The organism is Serratia sp. FDAARGOS_506 (genome assembly GCF_003812745.1).
In the GTDB taxonomy this organism is placed as follows: Bacteria; Pseudomonadota; Gammaproteobacteria; order Enterobacterales; family Enterobacteriaceae; genus Serratia.
Map to the genome: position 1 here is coordinate 1618735 of NZ_CP033831.1, position 18681 is coordinate 1637415.

Sequence of the window (18681 nt, forward strand, 5' to 3'; positions counted from 1 at the left end):
ACGAGAGAGATGGCGTTATTGAATGTAGACAAGCTTTCGGTGCACTTCGGTGACGAAGGCACCCCGTTCCGCGCGGTAGACCGCATCAGTTACAGCGTGGATCAAGGCCAGGTGGTCGGCATCGTCGGTGAATCCGGTTCCGGCAAATCCGTCAGCTCGCTGGCGATCATGGGCCTGATCGATTTCCCCGGCAAGGTGATGGCCGACAAGCTGGAGTTCAACGGCCAGGATCTGCGCAAGATCTCCGAAAAGGAGCGCCGCCAGCTGGTGGGTTCCGAAGTGGCGATGATCTTCCAGGATCCGATGACCAGCTTGAACCCGTGCTATACCGTCGGCTACCAGATCATGGAGGCACTGAAGGTGCATCAGGGCGGCAACCGCCGCACTCGCCGCCAGCGCGCTATCGACCTGCTGACCCAGGTGGGCATTCCCGATCCGGCCTCGCGGCTGGACGTGTACCCGCACCAGCTTTCCGGCGGCATGAGCCAGCGCGTGATGATCGCCATGGCCATCGCCTGTCGGCCGAAGCTGCTGATCGCCGATGAGCCGACGACCGCGCTCGACGTGACCATCCAGGCGCAGATCATCGAACTGCTGCTGGACCTGCAGCAGCGCGAAAACATGGCGTTGGTGCTGATCACCCACGATCTGGCGCTGGTGGCGGAAGCCGCGCACCACATCATCGTGATGTACGCCGGCCAGGTGGTGGAGTCCGGCAAGGCGGCGGAGATTTTCCGCGCGCCGCGCCATCCTTATACCCAGGCGCTATTGCGCGCGCTGCCGGAGTTCGCCGCCGACAAGGCGCGGCTGGCTTCGCTGCCGGGCGTGGTGCCGGGCAAATACGATCGCCCGACCGGCTGCCTGCTCAACCCGCGTTGTCCCTACGCCAACGAGCGCTGCCGTAACGAGGAGCCGGAACTGCGCAGCATTCCCGGCCGTCAGGTTAAATGTCACACACCGCTGGATGATGCGGGGAGGCCGACCGTATGAGCCAGAATCAACCTTTACTGCAGGCGATCGACCTGAAGAAGCATTACCCGGTGAAAAAGGGCCTGTTTGCGCCGGAGCGGCTGGTCAAGGCGCTGGACGGCGTCTCCTTCACCCTGGAGCGTGGCAAGACCTTGGCGGTGGTTGGCGAGTCGGGCTGCGGCAAATCGACGCTCGGCCGTCTGCTGACGATGATCGAAGTACCGACAGGCGGCGAGCTGTACTATCAGGGGCAGGATCTGCTGAAGCCGGATGTCTCGGCCGAGAAACTGCGCCGCCAGAAGATCCAAATCGTGTTCCAGAATCCTTACGGATCGCTCAACCCGCGCAAGAAGGTCGGGCAGATCCTCGAGGAGCCGCTGTTGATCAATACCCCGCTCAGCGCCGCCGAACGGCGGGAAAAAGCGCTGGAGATGATGGCGAAGGTCGGCCTGAAGACCGAGCATTACGACCGCTACCCGCACATGTTCTCCGGCGGCCAGCGTCAGCGTATCGCCATCGCCCGCGGGTTGATGCTGAACCCGGACGTGGTGATCGCCGATGAGCCGGTGTCGGCGTTGGACGTGTCGGTACGCGCTCAGGTGCTGAACCTGATGATGGATCTGCAGCAGGAGCTGGGGCTGTCCTACGTGTTCATCTCGCACGATCTGTCGGTGGTGGAACACATCGCCGACGAGGTGATGGTGATGTACCTTGGCCGCTGCGTGGAAAAGGGCAGCAAAGAGGCGATCTTCAACAATCCGCGCCATCCGTACACTCAGGCGCTGTTGTCGGCGACGCCGCGATTGAACCCGGATATGCGCCGCGAGCGCATCAAGCTGACCGGCGAACTGCCCAGCCCGATGAATCCGCCGCCGGGTTGCGCATTCAATGCTCGCTGCCGCCGCGCCTTCGGTACCTGCGTGCAGCTGCAACCGCAGCTGAAACAGTACGGAGAGCAGATGGTGGCCTGTTTTGCGGTCGATCAGGACGAACATCCGGGGACGTAAAGCGTAGGATTTCTCCGCGTAAACCAAACGCCGGCATAGCGCCGGCGTTTTTTATTCTTCAATCAATAGGTTAGTCAGCAACGATCGCGACAGCCCATCTTTTAAATTATGTTCTTAACGTCATTCCGAAAGGGGGTTATTTTTTTAAGAATCTTCGTATGAGAATAATAATAGAATTTAACGGTTTGTTGTTAATAACATTCTGTCGGTCGAGCGGCTTCGCTATTTTTATTATGAAAAACCAATAAAAAAGCACGCCGCGGCGTGCTTTGGGTGGATGAGGCCGCGCTTATTGCGGATAAGGCACCCAGTCACCGCCGTTCAGGCGAATGTAGGGCTTGCCCTGATACTGCATCACGATGGCGTTGTCGTTTTCGGAGATGACCGGGGTCTGCGGCAGCCCCTGGGTCAGCGCCTGCCAGTCGACGCTGGGCTCGCTGAAGACCTTGCCGTCCACCAGGCGCGACACCAGTTCAGACAGCGCCAGGTAGCTGCTCGGCGTTTTGATTTGCAGCGGGCTGCCCTGATGCGGCGCCTTCATGCCCACCAGTTTGATGCCGACCGGCGTATGGGTGATGTTCGGGCTGGGAATATCGCGCAGGCCGGACATCTGCATTTTGTCGCCCACCAACGCCGCGCCGTGCTCCGGCACGATCACCACCACCACTTTGCGGCCGGATTTCTCCAACTGGTCGAGGAAGGTGTTCAGCTGATCGAACAGCTTCTGCGCACGCGGCTGATAGTCGGCGCTCTTGTTGGAGCCGACGAAGCGGTTGCCGTCGTGCAGCGGAATGATGTTGAAGAAGGTGGCGGTGCGGCCGTCACCGCCTTTTTGCTGCTGCTCCAGCCAGCGGGTCAGCAATTCGAGATCGTTATAAATCGGCTCGCCGTCGAACGACGTCAGCTCATTGCCGATGCCGGCCTGTGACATCAGCGGTGCCTGCATGTCGCCCTGTTCACGCAGCTCTTTCAGGAAGTTGCCGAACACCCCGGAGTGATCGAGCATCAGCTGTTCCTTGAAGCCGAGCTTCGCCAGGTTGTCGAACAGGTAACACTGCTGGTTCACCGGTTGATACAGATCGTGATGCGAAAGCTGGCCGCAGCTGGCGCGCAGCAGGCGGATGGCCGCCGGGCCACTGTAGGCGGTGGCCGAGTTGAAGCTGTCGAACATGATGTCCATTTTCGACCACAGCGGGTGATTCTGCAGGTTGACCGCTTCCATATCGGCCCAGGCCAGCGAACAGATGTTGATCACCAGCAGATCGAACGGCTGGGCGTCGGCGGGCAAAGTGGCCGGGAATGCGGTGGCGCGGCCCTTTTCCCGCTCGTAGAACTGGTTCAGGTAGGCCGTCAGGTTGGCGCTGGTCGGCGGCAGGCTGTCTGCCGGCGCCGCGTCCCCGGCCGCCGGCGCCGACGTGGCCGGCGTATTGGCGCCGCCGGCCGAGGCCGTGGAGGTGGCGGGCAGCAGTGAGACCGCCGGCCCGGCGACGTTGACGATATTGAGCCACACCAGCGCCGCCACGGTGAACACCGTCACGCGCACCCACTGCGCGACGAACAGGTAGGCGATAAGCAACACGAAGGCCGCGCCGACCATCTGCCAGTTGATAAAGCGGTTGATCAGCTCCAGCAGATATTGGGCGCTGAAGCCGGCCAGCTGCGAGCCCTGGCTGAGAATGCTGTTGATGCCCGGCAGCCAGGTGTCGTGGTAGAACAGCGCGATGCCGATCGGGATAGCGAGGTAATGGCGCCAGCGGTGCAGGCGCTGCGACGGGATCGGCATCAGCAGAAATGCCATGAACACCAGGTTCGGCAGCGCGTGGAAATTCAGGTAGCCGAACCACAGCAGGGCGAATTTGGCCAGGAAGTAGAGGTTCCAGCCGCCCAGCCCGCGCCAGTAGCGCCACAGAGCGTTATCGGATTGCGTCTTCGAGTTTGGATTCATGGCTGCTTCTTACGTTTAATCTGAGATGAGGAGCCTGTGCGCACCCACAAACCGGCGGATTTCAAATAGCGCGGCGATAACAACAGGTTTTGCCAGTATTGACGCAAATGCGGAAAACGCCGGTGAAAGGCGTAGCCCAGCGGAATGAAGATCAGCGCGCACAGCAGGATCAGTTGCAGGATGTCGTTAAGGTTCAGCATGCGGTTCCTCCTGCGGGCCGAGCGGCAGCGTGAAGGCGACCGGCTGCCGCCGTTCTGTGGGTACCTCGGCAGCCGCCGCGCTGGGGCGCGGTGCGGCGCCGGCGGTGCCGGTAGCCGAAATCTGCCAGCGCCCCTGGGCCATGCGTTTGATTTCCGAAATGATATCGACGTCCTGGTGCCACACCACCCGATTGCTGAAGGCTTCATCCACCGGCAGGCGGAAGATGAACTTCAGCGCCGTATCCAAATCGTTGATGCGGCAGGTGGAGAGGAACAGCACCAGCCGCCCCTGCACCACGGTCATCACGTCGCCGAAGCGCCGCAGGTGGCAAAGGGTCATCGCCTGTTCGGCGCGCAGGCCGGTGGCCGGTCGCAGCGCCACCATCACGCCTTTGCCGTCCTCGGGCAGCAGCGTGTTGCCCATCAGCGACAGCACCGCCTGGCTGAACGGTTCCGGCCGCATATAGCCTTTGAGCTGCAGCGGGCGCAAGCCGGCCAGCAACGCACCGATGTCGGCGGGCACATGGCGCGAGAAACGCTGCCCCTGTATGCCCTCGAGCATGGTCAGAAAACGCGACAGCGGCGCGACGTGCGGCACGATCAGGTTGGCGCCGCAAGCCAGCAGCAGCCGTTCATCGCTGTAGCGCAGACTGGCGCTCATCTCGCGCACCGCGATTTTCAGGCCGCTGCCGCGGCTGCGGCGCAGGGTGTGGATCTGGTGCGCCAGGTGATCGATTTGGTCGCTTTGGTACAGCGCGAAAATCAACGTCGCCGAGAGTCTCAGCATGCCGTGTTGCGCCAGTTCGTCGTTGCTCTCCAGCAGCTGCCAGTTGGCGGACAGCGGTGGCGCGCCTTCCAGGATGCTGCGCTCGGCCAGATACAGGCCTTCGTCGCTGCGCAAAGCGGTGGGAGAGGGTTGGCTATTTTCATCTTCGCCCTGCCAGCCGCCTTCCGCGGCGTACAGCGTCAGCAGCTGATTGGCGTTGATGCCGTTTTCGGTGCTCCACCAGTTCACCAGGTATTGCGCGCTGTCCTGCTGCCATTGCAGGCTGGACAGGCCGTTCAGGATGCGATGCTGCGCGCTGAGCTGCCCTTTGAGCTTATTGATGCCGCCGCCGTGGCTGAGGATCAATAGCGTACACCCCTGTCGCCGCAGCCAGGCGGCGAGGGTTCGGGTCCACTCGCGCAGCTCTTCGGTGGTGAAGGTTTGCCACAGGCTGGCGTGGGCCAGCAGGATAAGTAAGCGATTTTGCGGCCGCAGGGCGCGCATCAGATCGTCGCTCAGCTGCGTCAGCGCGGCTTTTTTCTCTGGTAATTGATAGAGCGGCAGCTTCTGCAAAGCAGGCGAAGCCAGCTCGGCCAGCAAGCGATCGGGCTTGTCGCCGCTGCAGATCAGGGCGACTTTGTTGGTGGCCGGCTGGGCGGCGATGGCCTGGCGACACAGCAGCGCGGCGTCGCTTTGCCTGTCGATATTGATCCAATAAAGCCCGGGGGCCTGCATCACCGACAGCTCTTCCCAAATCTGCCGAATGCCTAGAGAAAAAGAGTGCGCCATAGGATGTGTTCTACTTTCGTTGAAAGCCGACTAAAGGCGTTTATATTTAAAGATAGCCATTTTTACTCTGGCAATAACAAATCTCCGACGCTCAGCAACAATATTTGTTGAGAATCATCTTATTGCCTCTCTCTTTTTATATCGTTGCTATAGTTAATTAACATAGCCTATTTTCGCCGAGGCGGAAGAATGAATGACGCACCCACCCATTTTCGTGCAGCGGTGCCTGGGGAGAGCCAGGATGACCTGCAGGCGCTCAGCCAGGCTTTTTCATTGCCGAAATTAAGCTATGTCGATATTTCGCGGCAGGAGCGGTTAACGCAAATGATGACGCGCTGGCCACTGTTGGCCGAATTGGCGCAGACCACGGGGAGCCACTGATCTATGCCGGTGATCGCGCTGCAAGGGTTGCGGGGTGGAATGGGGACGACGTCGGTCACGGCGGCGCTCGCCTGGGCGTTGCAGCAGCTGGGTGAGTCGGTGTTGGCGATCGATTTCACGCCGGATAATCTGCTGCGCCTGCATTTCAACACGCCGTTCGAGCTGGCGCGCGGCTGGGCCCGCGCGGAACAGGACGGCGGACGCTGGCAGGAAGGCGCACTGCGTTATTGCGAAAACCTCGACTTTCTGCCCTTTGGCCGTCTGAATGCGGCGGAACGGCTGGAAGTACAGCGTCAGTGTCAGCAACAGCCGGAACGCTGGCGCGACAATGTGCGCCAACTGATCGCCGGCGATCCGCAGCGCTGGATCCTGCTGGATGTCCCGGTCGGGGACGGCGTTTTGGCGCAGCAGGCGCTGCAGCTTGCCGACAGCGTGTTCGTGCTGTTGAACCCCGATGCCAACTGCCAGGTACGGCTCCATCAGCAGACGCTGCCGAACGACTGCCGTTTCCTGGTCAATCACTACTCCTCCGCCAGCCAGCTGCAGCAGGATCTGCATCAGCTGTGGCTGCAAACCCTGAGCGGTCTGCTGCCGGTGGTGATCCATCGCGACGAAGCGTTGGCGGAAGCGCTGGCGGTCAAACAGCCGTTGGGCGAGTACCGCCCCGAGAGTCTGGCGGCGGATGAAGTGCTGACGCTGGCCAACTGGTGCCTGATCAACCTCAAACGGGGCGTTGCGCCATGAGCCGGGTGCTGAGCCTGCTGCTGGTGCCGCCGGTGCGTCAGGCTGTGCAGGCGCGCTATCGCGGCTATCGCCGCAACGGTGCGTCGGTGTTGACCGCCTTTTTCACCACGTTGTTGGTGGCGTTGGGCTGGCTGCTGCTGCGCTTCGAATCGCCGGCCTGGCAGCGCGTACGCGCCGGCCGCGCTTATTGGTTCCCGCATCTGTCCGCTGAACGCCCGCGCCCGGCGGATGCGCTGCGTTATCTGCTGCAGGGGCTGTGGCTGCTGCTGTTTCGCAGCGGCCGCGCGCCGGTGCAGCGCGATTATTTCGCCGGTTGGCGCCGCCTGCAGCAGCGCTATGCCGACTGGCTGCAGGACCTGCCGCAACGGCTGAAGAACGCCGGCGTTGAGCAGCGCTCGGTGGAGCGCCTCGGCCGCATGAGCCGCGGCATGCGGCGCGCGCTGTTTATTCTGGTCAGCGTGCTGGCGGCGATCCTCGCCATGCTGTGCATCTCGCAACCGTTCGATCTGCCGGCGCAGTTCGTGTTTGTCCTGCTGCTGTGGGGGATCGCGATGGTGGTGCGTCGGGTGCCGGGGCGCTTGCCGGGGTTGATGCTGATCGTGCTGTCGCTGACCGTATCCTGTCGCTACCTGTGGTGGCGCTATACCGCCACGCTGAACTGGGACGATCCGCTTAGCCTGGTGTGTGGCCTGTTGCTGCTGGTGGCAGAAACCTACGCCTGGGTGGTGCTGGTGCTGGGCTATTTCCAGACCGTCTGGCCGCTTAACCGCCAGCCGGTGCCGCTGCCCGCCGACAGCGCCACCTGGCCGACCATCGATCTGATGGTGCCGACCTACAACGAAGATCTCGGGGTGGTGAAGCCCACCATCTACGCGGCGCTGGGCATCGACTGGCCGAAAGAGAAGGTGAACATCTATATCCTCGATGACGGCAACCGCCCCGAATTCCGCGCGTTCGCCGCCGAAGTGGGGGTGAAATACATCGCCAGGCCGACCCACGAACACGCCAAGGCCGGCAACATCAACAATGCGCTGAAGCAGGCTACCGGCGAGTTCGTGGCGATTTTCGACTGCGACCACGTGCCGACGCGCTCCTTCCTGCAGCTGACCATGGGCTGGTTCTTCAAAGACAAAAAGCTGGCGATGCTGCAGACCCCGCACCACTTCTTCTCGCCGGATCCGTTCGAGCGCAACCTCGGCCGCTTCCGCCAGACGCCCAACGAGGGCACCTTGTTCTACGGGCTGGTGCAAGACGGCAACGACATGTGGGACGCCACCTTCTTCTGCGGCTCTTGCGCCATCCTGCGCCGCAGCGCGCTGGACGAGATAGGCGGCATCGCGGTGGAAACCGTCACCGAAGACGCCCATACCTCGCTGCGTTTGCACCGGCGCGGGCACACCTCGGCCTATATCCGCATTCCGCAGGCCGCCGGGTTGGCGACCGAAAGCCTGTCGGCGCACATTGGCCAGCGTATTCGCTGGGCGCGCGGCATGGTGCAGATCTTCCGGCTGGATAACCCGCTGCTCGGCAAGGGGCTGAAGCTGGCGCAGCGTCTGTGCTACGCCAACGCCATGCTGCACTTCCTGTCGGGCATTCCGCGACTGATCTTCCTCACCGCGCCGCTGGCGTTTTTGCTGCTGCATGCCTACATCATCTTCGCACCGGCGCTGGCGATCGCGCTTTATGTGTTGCCGCACATGATCCACGCCAGCCTGACCAACTCGCGTATCCAGGGGAAATACCGCCATTCGTTCTGGAGCGAAATCTATGAAACGGTGCTGGCCTGGTATATCGCGCGGCCGACGACGGTGGCGTTGTTCAATCCGCACAAGGGCAAATTCAACGTCACCGCCAAGGGCGGGCTGGTGGAGGAGGAACACGTCGACTGGGTGATCACCCGGCCTTACATGTTCCTGGTGGTCCTGAACCTGGCGGGGTTGGCGTTTGGCGTCTGGCGGTTGGCCTATGGCCCGACGGACGAGGTGATGACGGTGATCATCAGCCTGGTGTGGGTGCTGTACAACATGACGATTCTCGGCGGCGCGGTGGCGGTGGCGGTGGAGGCCAAGCAGGTGCGTCAGGCGCACCGCGTGGAAATCGCCATGCCGGCGGCGATCGCGCGCGCCGACGGTCATCTGTATCCCTGCACGCTGCGCGATTACTCCGACGGCGGCGTGGGCATTGAGATGCGGGTGGAAAACGCGTTGAAGGACGGCGACAAACTCTCGCTGCTGCTCAAGCGCGGCCAGCAAGAGTACAGCTTCCCCTGCGTGGTGACGCGCGCCTTTGGCAACAAGGTGGGGGTGCGCCTGGTCGACCTCTCCACCCGTGAACACATCGATTTCATTCAGTGCACCTTCGCCCGCGCCGATACCTGGGCGCTGTGGCAGGACGGGTTCCCTGAAGACCGGCCGATAGAAAGCTTGCGCGACGTGCTGGCGCTGGGTTTCCGAGGGTATGTGCGCATGGCGGATTACGCGCCGCCGCTGGTGCGCGGTCTGCTGGTCGGGGTCACTTCGCTGACCGCCTGGGTAGTGTCGTTTATTCCGCGCGGCGTCGGCAGGGATCCGACCTTGGGTCAACAAGAAACAGTGGGTTAGCTGCGAGTTCAACCGCCCGCTCACTCGCCCGGTGAACAGGCTCCAACATTGATGATGATACGATGACGAGAAAAATAACCTGGTTAACTGCTCTGGCCTTAGGCATCAGCACCCTGTCGCAGGCCGAAACCGCCACCGCGCCGACCGTGGCGGCCCAGCCGCCGATCGCCGCCGCGGCCGATACGGCGACCGCACCACCGCCGGCCGCCGTACCGCAGGATCCGAATGCGCCGGTGCGCGACGTGTCGCTGCCGTTTGCGCAGATAGCGCCGCCGCCGGGCACCTTTATTCTGCGCGGCACCCGGCCGGACGGGCAGATCGAATTCGGCGTACGCAGCGATGAGGTGGTCTCGCAGGCGATGCTTGATATGGAATTTACGCCGTCGCCGGCGCTGATCCCGGTGGAGTCGCACGTCAAGATTTACCTGAACGACGAGCTGATGGGGGTGACCACCATCGCCAAGGAGCAGCTGGGCAAGCCCAATCGTATCCAAATGGCGATCGATCCGCGTTATATCACCGATTTTAACCGTGTCAGACTGGTGTTCGTCGGCCATTATCAGAACATCTGCGAAAACCCGGCCAGCACTTCGCTGTGGCTCGACGTCAGCAAATCCAGCGCGCTGAAGCTGCGTTTCCAGACGCTGCCGGTGAAAAACGAGCTGTCGCATTTCCCTGAGCCATTCTTCGACAGACGCGATAATCGGCCGCTGACGTTGCCGATGGTGTTCGCCGGCGAGCCGGATCTGGCCCAGCAGCGCGCGGCGGGCATTTTGGCTTCCTGGTTCGGCAGCAAGGCGCAGTGGCGCGGGCAATCCTTCCCGACGCTGTACAACGCGCTGCCGACGCAGCACGCGGTGGTGTTCGCCACCAACCAGCAGCGTCCGGATTTCCTGCGCGATTATCCGGCGGTCAACGGCCCGACGGTGGAGATGATCAGCCACCCCGACAATCCGTACGTCAAACTGCTGCTGATTCAGGGGCGTGACGATAATGATTTGATCACTGCGGTGAAGGGTATCGCGCAAGGCAACATCCTGTTCCGCGGGCAGAACGTGACGGTGGACAAGGTGGAGCAGCTGGCGCCGCGGCAGCCTTACGACGCGCCGAACTGGGTGCGCACCGATCGGCCGATGACCTTCGGCGAACTGCAGCAATACGCCGAACAGCTGCAAACCAGCGGCATCGAGCCTGGCCCGATCTCGCTGACCATGAATCTGCCGCCGGACCTGTTCCTGATCCGCAGCACCGGCATCGACATGCATCTGAAATACCGTTATACCGCGCCGCGCATTCAGGACGGCTCGCGGCTGAGCGTCAGCCTGAACAATCAGTTCGTGCAGGCGTACTCGCTGGTGCCGGAACACGAGCAGGGCGCGCAGCTGCTGCGCCTGCCGTTGACGCAGGGGCTGCTCGACTCCGACAAGAACGTCAATATCCCGGCGCTGCGACTGGGTGCCACCAACCAGCTGCGCTTTGACTTTGACTACACCACGCTGCTGGCCAGCGGCGCGGAAGGGCGCTGCGAAACCTACTCCTTCACACAGAACCATGCGGTGATCGACGGTGCTTCCACCATCGATTTCTCCGGCTACCGACACTTTATGGCAATGCCGGATCTGCGCGCCTTCGCTAACGCCGGATTCCCGTTCAGCCGCCTGGCAGATCTGTCGCAAACGCTGGTGTTGGTGAACCAGAAACCGCAGCCGGCGCAGGTCAGCGCGCTGCTGAACGCGCTGGGCGTGATCGGCGCGCAAACCGGTTATCCGGCACTGGCCTTCACGCTGAGCGACGACTGGTCGCAGGCCAAGGATCGCGACGACGATATCCTGATGGTCGGCACCATTCCGCCGGAGTTGCGCGACGACAAGAAAATCAGCCTGCTGGTGGACGCGACACAAAGCTGGGTGAAACAGCCGACGCGGCAGCCGCCGCTGCCCAGCGCGGAAGTGCGGGCGGAGGATACCCGGCCGGACAGCAAGACCACCGTCAGTTCAGAAGGCGCGATGTCGGCGATCATCGGCGTGCAGTCGCCGTTCAACGACCAGCGCAGCATCGTAGCGCTGTTGGCCGACAGCCCGCGCGGCTATGAGCTGCTGAACGACGCCTTGCTGGACAGCGGCAAGCGCGCCGCTGTGTTCGGCTCGGTGGCGGTGATCCGCGAATCGGGGGTCAACAGCCTGCGCGTCGGCGATATTTACTATGTCGGCCATCTGCCGTGGTGGGAGCGGTTGTGGTATGCCCTCTCCACCCATCCGGTACTGCTGGCAGTGATCGCGGTGGTGTTGGTGGTGATCCTGGGGCTGATGCTGTGGCGCGGCCTGAAGGCCTTCAGCCGGCGTCGTTTGGCGCCTGAAGATCGGGATTGACGGCGATGGGCGCGATGCTGCAACGCCTGTCGCTCGGCATGCTGCTGCTGTGCGCGTTCAGCGCGGCGGCGGCCTGCGACTGGCCGGGTTGGCAACAGTACAAACAGTTCTACATTAGCCCGCAGGGACGAGTGATCGATCCGAGCAGCCCGAACAAGATCACCACCTCCGAGGGGCAAAGTTACGGCCTGTTCTTCGCCCTGGTGGCCAACGACCGGCCGACCTTCGATCTGCTGTTGACCTGGACGGAGAACAACCTGGCGGCGGGCGATCTCAGCGCCCGTTTGCCCGCCTGGCTGTGGGGCGAGAGCGACGACAAGCAGTGGAAGGTGCTGGACGCCAACTCGGCGTCGGATGCCGATCTGTGGATCGCTTACAACCTGCTCGAAGCCGGCCGTCTGTGGAAAAGCCGGCGTTATCAAACCCTGGGGACGCTGCTGCTGCAACGCATCGGCCGCGAGGAAGTGGCCGACATTCCCGGCCTGGGTTTGATGCTGTTGCCGGGCAAAGTCGGATTCGTGGCAGAAGATCGTTGGCGGTTGAACCCCAGCTACCTGCCGCCGCAGCTGTTGGCGCGTTTTGCGGCGCTGAACGGCCCGTGGCGCGCGATGCGCCAGGTCAATCAGCGGCTGTGGCTGGACACCGCGCCGCACGGTTTCTCGCCGGACTGGGTGGTGTGGCGGGTCGGCGCCGGCTGGCAGCCGGATACCGTCAAGCCGAACGTCGGCAGCTACGACGCCATTCGGGTTTATCTGTGGGCCGGCATGCTGGCGGACGACGATGAACACAAGGCGGCGCTGCTCGAACGCTTCCAGCCGATGGCGCAGCTCACCGCCAAACAGGGCGTTCCGCCGGAAAAAACCGATACCGTCAGCGGCAAAACTACCGGCGATGGCCCGGTCGGTTTTTCCGCCTCGATGCTGCCGATGTTGGCGACGCAGCCCGAGGCGCTGGCAGCGCAGCGGCAACGCATCAGCGAACATCCGCCGGGTGACGACGCCTATTTCAGTGCCTCGCTGACGCTGTTCGGTCAGGGGTGGGATCAACAACGCTATCGCTTTAATCGTCAGGGTGAATTGCAACCCTCGTGGGACGGCCAATGCACAACTTCAAAATAAACTGGCTGAATTTGATTCCGCTGAGTTTGGCGATGCTGCCGCAGGCGCGTGCCGCGGAGGCCGTGGCGCCGGAACAGTGGCTGTTGGAGCAGGTGCGCATTGGCGAGGCCGGCAACAAGGACGATCTGGTGCGCCAGTCGTTGTACCGGCTTGAGCTGATGGATCCGAACAACCCGGACGTGATCGCCGCGCGCATGCGTTTGGCGCTGCGGCAGGGCAACATGGCGCTGGCGCAGCAGCAGTTGGACAAGCTGAAAACCCTCGCGCCGCAGTCCAGCGCCTATCGCCAGGCGGAAATGAACATGCTGTTGACCCAGCCGGAAACCCGGCAAAAGTTGCAGCAGGCCCGCCTGATGGCGACCGCCGGCCGGTTGCCGGAGGCCAAGGCGCAGTACGATGCGCTGTTCCACGGCGAGCCGCCGACGCTCGAGCTAGCGGTGGAATATTGGCGGCTGGTGGCGCGTTTGCCGGGGCAGGAGGCGAAGGCGTTGAAGCAGCTGCAGGCGCTGGACCAGCAATATTCCGGCAACGTGGCGCTGCGCATGTCGCTGGCGCGCATGCTGTTCAGCCAGAACCAGGATGCGCAGGCCTATGAGCTGCTGCAGAAGATCGCCGCCGATCCGGCCGGGCGCGGCGATGCCGCCGATCTGTGGCTGGACAAGGTCAAAGCGATGCCGGTCAGCGCGCAGAGCGTGGCGGCACTCAACCGTTTCCTCGGTGTGTTCGACACCGGCGATCAGGCGACCAGCGCCCGTGAAGAGCTGGCCAGACAGCAGAAACTCTTGGCCGATCCGGCGTATCAGGCGCGGGTGCGTGGCCTGGCGCGGGTGGATAAAGGTGGCAGCCGGGCGGCCATTCCGGAGTTGCAAAAGGCGCTGGCGGCGACGCCGAACGACGCCGAGGTGCTGGGCGCGCTTGGTCAGGCCTATTCGCGCGCCGGCAACCGCCCGCAGGCGCTGAAACTGTTCCGCCAGGCGCTGGCCGCCGACAAGAACGGCTACGACAGCGGCAAGTGGCAAAGCCTGATCAAGAGCACCAGCTACTGGCTGGCGATCGACGAAGGCGACAAGGCGCTGAAAGCCGGCAATCTTGCGCTGGCCAGGCAGAAATACCAGCAGGCGCGCCAGCTCGACGACAGCGACGGCGACGCGTTTATCGGGCTGGGCGATGTGGCGGTGGCGAGCAAGGATGACGCTGCGGCGGAAGGGTTTTACCAGCAGGCGCTGCGGCGCGATCCCGGCAACGGCAGCGCGCTGCGCGGCCTGGTGAATCTCTATCAACGGCAGTCGCCGGAAAAATCGCTGGCTTTCCTCAATGGCCTGCCGCGCAGCCAACAGGCCAAGCTGCGTAGTACCCTCGACGGGCTGCGGCTCGATATGTTGAAACAACAGGCGGAGGCGCTGGCGGCGCAGCAGCAGTGGCAGCAGGCGGCGGAAATCTATCGCCGCGCCCAGCCGATGGATCCCGACGACGTTTGGCTAACCTATCGCTATGCGCAGGCGCTGCGCCAGGCCGGGCAGCCGCAGCAGGCGGACGCTTTGTTCCGGCAGCTGGCGCAGCGTCAGCGTACCAATCCGCAGTTGGCCTATGCCTATGCGCTCTACCTTTCCGGCAGCGATCGCGACGACCAGGCGCTGGCGCAGCTTAATGCGCTGCCCGCTGCGCAATGGAACGACAACATGCGCGAACTGGCGCAGCGGCTGAAAATGCAGACTGTGATCGATCATGCCGAACGGCTGCGGGCGGCCGGCGACGAACCGGCAGCGGAAGCCTATCTGCGCCGACAGCCGGCGGACACCCGCATCGATTTGCTGTTGGCCGACTGGGCGCTGGCGCGCGGGGAGTATGCGGCGGCGCTGGACGATTATCAGCGGGTGAAACGGCGCGAACCGAACAATCCGGATGCGCAGCTGGGCGAGATCGAAGCCTATGTCGCGCAAGGGGATCTGGAAGCGGCGCGCCAGCGGCTGAAAACCGAACCGCAGCCGCAAGACGCTTCGCTCAACAGCCAACGGCGGGTCGCCAACGCCTGGGGTGCGGTCGGCGATCCGCAGCAGGCCGAAGCGCTCTTCGATCGGCTGAAAACGGCGGCGGCCTCGGAGCCCGTAGGGCAGACCAAAGCGCTGATCTACCGCGACGCCGCCCGTCTGGAACGGGTGCAGCGGCAGCCGGAGCGAGCGCAGCAGGATTACCGCCAGGCGATGGTGGCCAGCGGCATCACGCCGACGCTGCCGCAGGACAATGACACCTACACCTCTCTGACGCGCAATAACCCGGGCGACGACTGGCTGAAACGCGGCATCCGTTCCGACGCCGCGGATCTGTACCGGCAACAAGACGTGAACGTCACGCTTGACCACGATTACTGGCGCTCGAGCGGCACCGGCGGCATTTCCGACTTCAATGCGCACGACACCATGCTGCAGGTAGACATGCCGCTGTATGACGGCCGCGCTTTCTTGCGTACCGACACCGTGCAGCTGGATGCCGGCCGTTTTTCGACCGACGGCAGCGGCAACTATTACGAGACCTTCGGCACCTGCCACACGCAAGGGTGCCGCGGCGATGAACATCAGAAAACCACTGGCACCAGCGTGGCGGCCGGCTGGAAAAACGATCGCTGGGCCGCCGATATCGGCACGACGCCGATGGGCTTCGAGGTGGTCGACTGGACAGGCGGCCTGGCCTACAGCGGTGACTGGAACCATATCGGCTGGACGCTGGCGGCTTCGCGACGGCCGATCTCCAGCTCGCTGCTGGCGTTCGGCGGCGCCAAAGATCCGAATACCGGCACCACCTGGGGCGGCGTGCGCGCCACCGGCGTCAGCCTGAGCGCCAGCTACGATCGCGGCGAGGCGAACGGCGTATGGGCCGATCTCAGCGCGCACCAGATTACCGGCAAGAACGTGGCGGACAACCAACGACAGCGGTTGATGGCCGGCTACTACTACAAGCTGATCAACGAAGACAATCGCCGCCTGAGCGTCGGGCTCAATACCATGCTGTGGCACTATCAGAAGGATTTGAGCGGCTATTCGCTGGGACAGGGCGGCTATTACAGCCCGCAGCAATATATGTCACTATCGCTGCCGGTCAACTATCGCCAGCGCACCGAGAACTGGTCGTGGGAGCTGGGCGGTTCAGTTTCGCTGTCCCATTCGAAAACCGACAGCCAGCGCCGCTATCCGCTGCAGGGGTTGATCCCGGATTCACTGCCCGATAAGTTCGCCGTCGAGGACGGCAGCTCCTCGAGCGGCGTCGGTTATACCCTGCGGGCGATCGTCGAGCGCCGTCTCAGCTCGCACTGGACGCTCGGTGCCGGCATCGACATTCAGCAGGCGAAGGACTATACGCCGAGCCACGCGTTGATTTATCTGCGTTATTCTCTGGCCGGCTGGCAGGGGGATCTCGATTTGCCGCCGCAGCCGTTGACGCCTTACGCCGACTTCAAGTAACCGGGAGGGGGAAGATTCGGAGTGTCGGACACCAGGGAGTTTTGTTACCCTGTGTCCGGGTCGCGTTTGTTCGCTTTAGGAAAAGACTGAAACCCGCGATTTTCTTGGTTTTGCCTGCGGCATAGCCAGATAAAAACAGCCGATGATCGAGTATACTCAGCCCGGTTCGAGGGGGCGGGTGAGAGTCAGCCCCCTTTTTGTTTCAGCCCGATTTAACGGAGAGCAGGTTTGCGGGTCAGGCGTTCGTTAACGATTAAGCAGATGGCGACAGTGTCCGGCGTGGCGCTGGTCACGATCTGTATCTTTATCGTGATCCAGTTATTCCACTTTGTGCAGCAGCGCAGGGATGACTACGCCCAACAACTGGAGAATATCGCTCACTCCGTGCGTCAGCCGCTGGCGGAAGCGGTGCTGCGTATGGACGTGCCGGAAGCCAAAAAGGTACTGAACACGCTGTTGCCGGTCGGCATTCTGAGCCGGGCGGATATCGTATTGCCGAACGAGTTTCAGGCGCTGCACGCCAATTTCCCGCCGGAACGACCGGTACCGACGCTGATCGCCCGGCTATTTGAACTGCCGATCCAAATTTCCGTACCGCTCTATTCGCTGGAGCGGGTGCCGGCCAACCAGCAGCCGCTGGCCTATCTGGTGCTGCAGGCCGATTCGTTCCGCATGTACCAATTTATCCTCAGCATTTTGTCGACCATGTTGTCGACCTACCTGCTGCTGGCGCTGATCCTGTCGGTGGCTATCACCTGGTGCATGAACCGGCTGATGGTGCATCCGCTGCGCGCGATGGCCAAGGAGCTGGAAAACATCTCGCAGGACGAAGCGCCCTACCATCAGCTGATGCTGCCGGCGCTGCACCAGGATGACGAGCTCGGCCTGCTGGTGCGCAACTATAACCGCAATCAACAGACGCTGGCCAAGGCGCATGCCGACATGAGCCGCCTCAGCACCCGCCATCCGGTGACCGAACTGCCGAATCCGGCGTTGCTGAACGCGTTGCTGGAACAGCATATCGCTTCCAGCCTGCGCCCCGAGCGTTTTAACCTGCTGGTGATCGGCATCGAGACGCTGCATGAGGCCTCGGGCGTGATGAGCCCGGCGATGCGCGAAGCGTTGCTGTTGGCGCTGGCGAAGAAGCTGCGCGGCTGCATTGACGAAAACGGCGTGCTGGCGCAGCTGAGCAATACCGAATTCGCCATCCTGGCCAAAGGCACCGAGCGGCCGTTCCACGCCATGCAGCTGGCGCGGCGCATCATGGCGGAGATTAACGCGCCGTTGACGCTGGAAGGGCTGGCGCTGCGGCCCAACGCCAGCATCGGCATCGCGCACTACCTCAATCAGGGGGAAAGTGCGGAACAACTGCTGCGCAGCGCCACCTCGGCGATGATGTCTGCGCACCGCGAAGGCAAAAATCAGATCCTGTTCTTCGAACCCAGCCTGACGGAACGCACGCAGAAGCGGCTGACGCAGGAGAGCGAGATTTTGCACGCCATCGAGCAGCGGTATTTCACGCTGTTCCTGCAGCCGCAGATCGACATGCAGTCCAACGAGGTGATCGGCGCCGAAGCGCTGCTACGGTGGCAGCAGTATGACGGCAGCTATACGCTGCCGGCCGACGTTATCCCGCTCGCGGAAGAGCTGGGTGTGATCGTGCCCCTCGGCAACTGGGTGCTGGAAGAGTCTTGCCGTATCCTGGCGGACTGGCAGCAACGCGGCATTGAGCTGCCGCTGGCGGTCAACGTTTCCGGTCTTCAGATGCAGGACGAGGCGTTCGTTCCGCATCTGAAAAATCTGTTGGCGCAGTATCGGATCGACCCGCGCAAGTTGCTGCTGGAGATTACCGAGACGGTACGCATCGACGATCTCGACCGCGCGCTGGCGTTGCTGCGTGAGCTGCACGATCTGGGACTGTCGATCGCGCTGGACGATTTCGGCATGGGCTACTCCAGCCTTGAATACCTGAACCGTTTGAAATCCCTGCCGATCGATTTGATTAAAATCGACCGCAGCTTCATTCAGGGGTTGCCGGCCGACGATGCGATGGTGCGCATCGTCAGTTCGATCTCCGAAGTGCTGGCGTTGCCGGTGATGGCCGAAGGCGTGGAAAACGCCGAGCAGCGCGACTGGCTGCTGCAGCACGGCATTCGCAGCGGGCAAGGGTTCCTGTTCGCCCGGCCGCTGCCGCGCGAAGCGTTCGAAGCCGAGTTTTGCCGCGCGGCGCCGTAAGCGCCGTCTTACCTTTCCGGTACTTTTCCCCGTCCGAAAATCGCTACTCTCCATCTACCTCTTTTGCGTTAGTGCAAACAAAGGCTTACGCAATTTTCAGTTT

At 62.7% G+C, this 18681-nt stretch carries 12 protein-coding genes; 9 read left to right on the top strand and 3 right to left on the bottom strand.

The features are described 5' to 3' along the window. Positions 1 to 9: 9 nt before the first annotated feature. Both dppD and dppF read left to right on the top strand, forming a co-directional pair. The gene (dppD, locus tag EGY12_RS07910) at positions 10 to 990 is read left to right on the top strand and encodes a dipeptide ABC transporter ATP-binding protein (protein WP_019452581.1); all 981 of its coding nucleotides are present in this window, start codon (positions 10 to 12) and stop codon (positions 988 to 990) included. Next, positions 987 to 1976, top strand: a complete 990-nt coding sequence (gene dppF / locus EGY12_RS07915; protein WP_060424251.1) for a dipeptide ABC transporter ATP-binding subunit DppF — start codon at positions 987 to 989, stop codon at positions 1974 to 1976. The genes dppD and dppF overlap by 4 nt, the downstream gene beginning before the upstream one ends. Before the next feature lie 289 nt (positions 1977 to 2265). On the opposite strand, the gene bcsG is transcribed toward dppF, so the two are convergent. Genes bcsG through bcsE form a run of 3 tightly spaced genes read right to left on the bottom strand, consistent with a single transcriptional unit; the run spans position 2266 to position 5676 of the window. Beyond that, positions 2266 to 3921: a cellulose biosynthesis protein BcsG gene (bcsG, locus tag EGY12_RS07920; protein WP_123893073.1), complete on the bottom strand. Its 1656-nt coding sequence runs from the start codon at positions 3919 to 3921 to the stop codon at positions 2266 to 2268. Further along, positions 3918 to 4121 (bottom strand): cellulose biosynthesis protein BcsF, encoded by a 204-nt coding sequence (gene bcsF, locus EGY12_RS07925; protein ID WP_123893074.1) that lies wholly within the window; start codon positions 4119 to 4121, stop codon positions 3918 to 3920. Before bcsF ends, bcsG begins: the two co-directional genes overlap by 4 nt. Continuing rightward, on the bottom strand, positions 4108 to 5676 hold the full coding sequence (gene bcsE, locus EGY12_RS07930) for a cellulose biosynthesis protein BcsE (RefSeq protein WP_123893075.1): 1569 nt from the start codon (positions 5674 to 5676) through the stop codon (positions 4108 to 4110). Before bcsE ends, bcsF begins: the two co-directional genes overlap by 14 nt. Positions 5677 to 5865: 189 nt before the next feature. Between bcsE and bcsR the strand changes: the two genes are divergently transcribed. The 7 genes from bcsR (at position 5866) to hmsP (ending at position 18578) form a co-directional block, all read left to right on the top strand. Continuing rightward, positions 5866 to 6057: a cellulose biosynthesis protein BcsR gene (bcsR, locus tag EGY12_RS07935; protein WP_123893076.1), complete on the top strand. Its 192-nt coding sequence runs from the start codon at positions 5866 to 5868 to the stop codon at positions 6055 to 6057. Between the two features lie 3 nt (positions 6058 to 6060). Then, positions 6061 to 6801: a cellulose biosynthesis protein BcsQ gene (gene bcsQ / locus EGY12_RS07940; protein WP_123893077.1), complete on the top strand. Its 741-nt coding sequence runs from the start codon at positions 6061 to 6063 to the stop codon at positions 6799 to 6801. After that, positions 6798 to 9401: a UDP-forming cellulose synthase catalytic subunit gene (gene bcsA / locus EGY12_RS07945; protein ID WP_123893078.1), complete on the top strand. Its 2604-nt coding sequence runs from the start codon at positions 6798 to 6800 to the stop codon at positions 9399 to 9401. The genes bcsQ and bcsA overlap by 4 nt, the downstream gene beginning before the upstream one ends. Positions 9402 to 9463: 62 nt before the next feature. Next, complete coding sequence (gene bcsB / locus EGY12_RS07950; protein ID WP_123893079.1) at positions 9464 to 11770, top strand: cellulose biosynthesis cyclic di-GMP-binding regulatory protein BcsB; 2307 nt, start codon at positions 9464 to 9466, stop codon at positions 11768 to 11770. 5 nt (positions 11771 to 11775) lie between these two features. Continuing rightward, entirely contained in the window at positions 11776 to 12888 is a 1113-nt protein-coding gene (bcsZ, locus tag EGY12_RS07955) for a cellulose synthase complex periplasmic endoglucanase BcsZ (RefSeq protein WP_123893080.1), read from the top strand. Continuing rightward, positions 12870 to 16343 (top strand): cellulose synthase complex outer membrane protein BcsC, encoded by a 3474-nt coding sequence (bcsC, locus tag EGY12_RS07960; protein WP_123893081.1) that lies wholly within the window; start codon positions 12870 to 12872, stop codon positions 16341 to 16343. Before bcsZ ends, bcsC begins: the two co-directional genes overlap by 19 nt. Positions 16344 to 16571: 228 nt before the next feature. Further along, positions 16572 to 18578, top strand: a complete 2007-nt coding sequence (gene hmsP, locus EGY12_RS07965; protein WP_123893082.1) for a biofilm formation regulator HmsP — start codon at positions 16572 to 16574, stop codon at positions 18576 to 18578. Positions 18579 to 18681: the final 103 nt, after the last annotated feature.

Excerpts from the sequence above, each read along its gene's own strand:
- dppD (WP_019452581.1), top strand. The coding sequence starts at position 10 with ATGGCGTTATTGAATGTAGACAAGCTTTCGGTGCACTTCGGTGACGAA.
- dppF (WP_060424251.1), top strand. The coding sequence starts at position 987 with ATGAGCCAGAATCAACCTTTACTGCAGGCGATCGACCTGAAGAAGCAT.
- bcsG (WP_123893073.1), bottom strand. The coding sequence starts at position 3,921 with ATGAATCCAAACTCGAAGACGCAATCCGATAACGCTCTGTGGCGCTAC.
- bcsF (WP_123893074.1), bottom strand. The coding sequence starts at position 4,121 with ATGCTGAACCTTAACGACATCCTGCAACTGATCCTGCTGTGCGCGCTG.
- bcsE (WP_123893075.1), bottom strand. The coding sequence starts at position 5,676 with ATGGCGCACTCTTTTTCTCTAGGCATTCGGCAGATTTGGGAAGAGCTG.
- bcsR (WP_123893076.1), top strand. The coding sequence starts at position 5,866 with ATGAATGACGCACCCACCCATTTTCGTGCAGCGGTGCCTGGGGAGAGC.
- bcsQ (WP_123893077.1), top strand. The coding sequence starts at position 6,061 with ATGCCGGTGATCGCGCTGCAAGGGTTGCGGGGTGGAATGGGGACGACG.
- bcsA (WP_123893078.1), top strand. The coding sequence starts at position 6,798 with ATGAGCCGGGTGCTGAGCCTGCTGCTGGTGCCGCCGGTGCGTCAGGCT.
- bcsB (WP_123893079.1), top strand. The coding sequence starts at position 9,464 with ATGACGAGAAAAATAACCTGGTTAACTGCTCTGGCCTTAGGCATCAGC.
- bcsZ (WP_123893080.1), top strand. The coding sequence starts at position 11,776 with ATGGGCGCGATGCTGCAACGCCTGTCGCTCGGCATGCTGCTGCTGTGC.
- bcsC (WP_123893081.1), top strand. The coding sequence starts at position 12,870 with ATGCACAACTTCAAAATAAACTGGCTGAATTTGATTCCGCTGAGTTTG.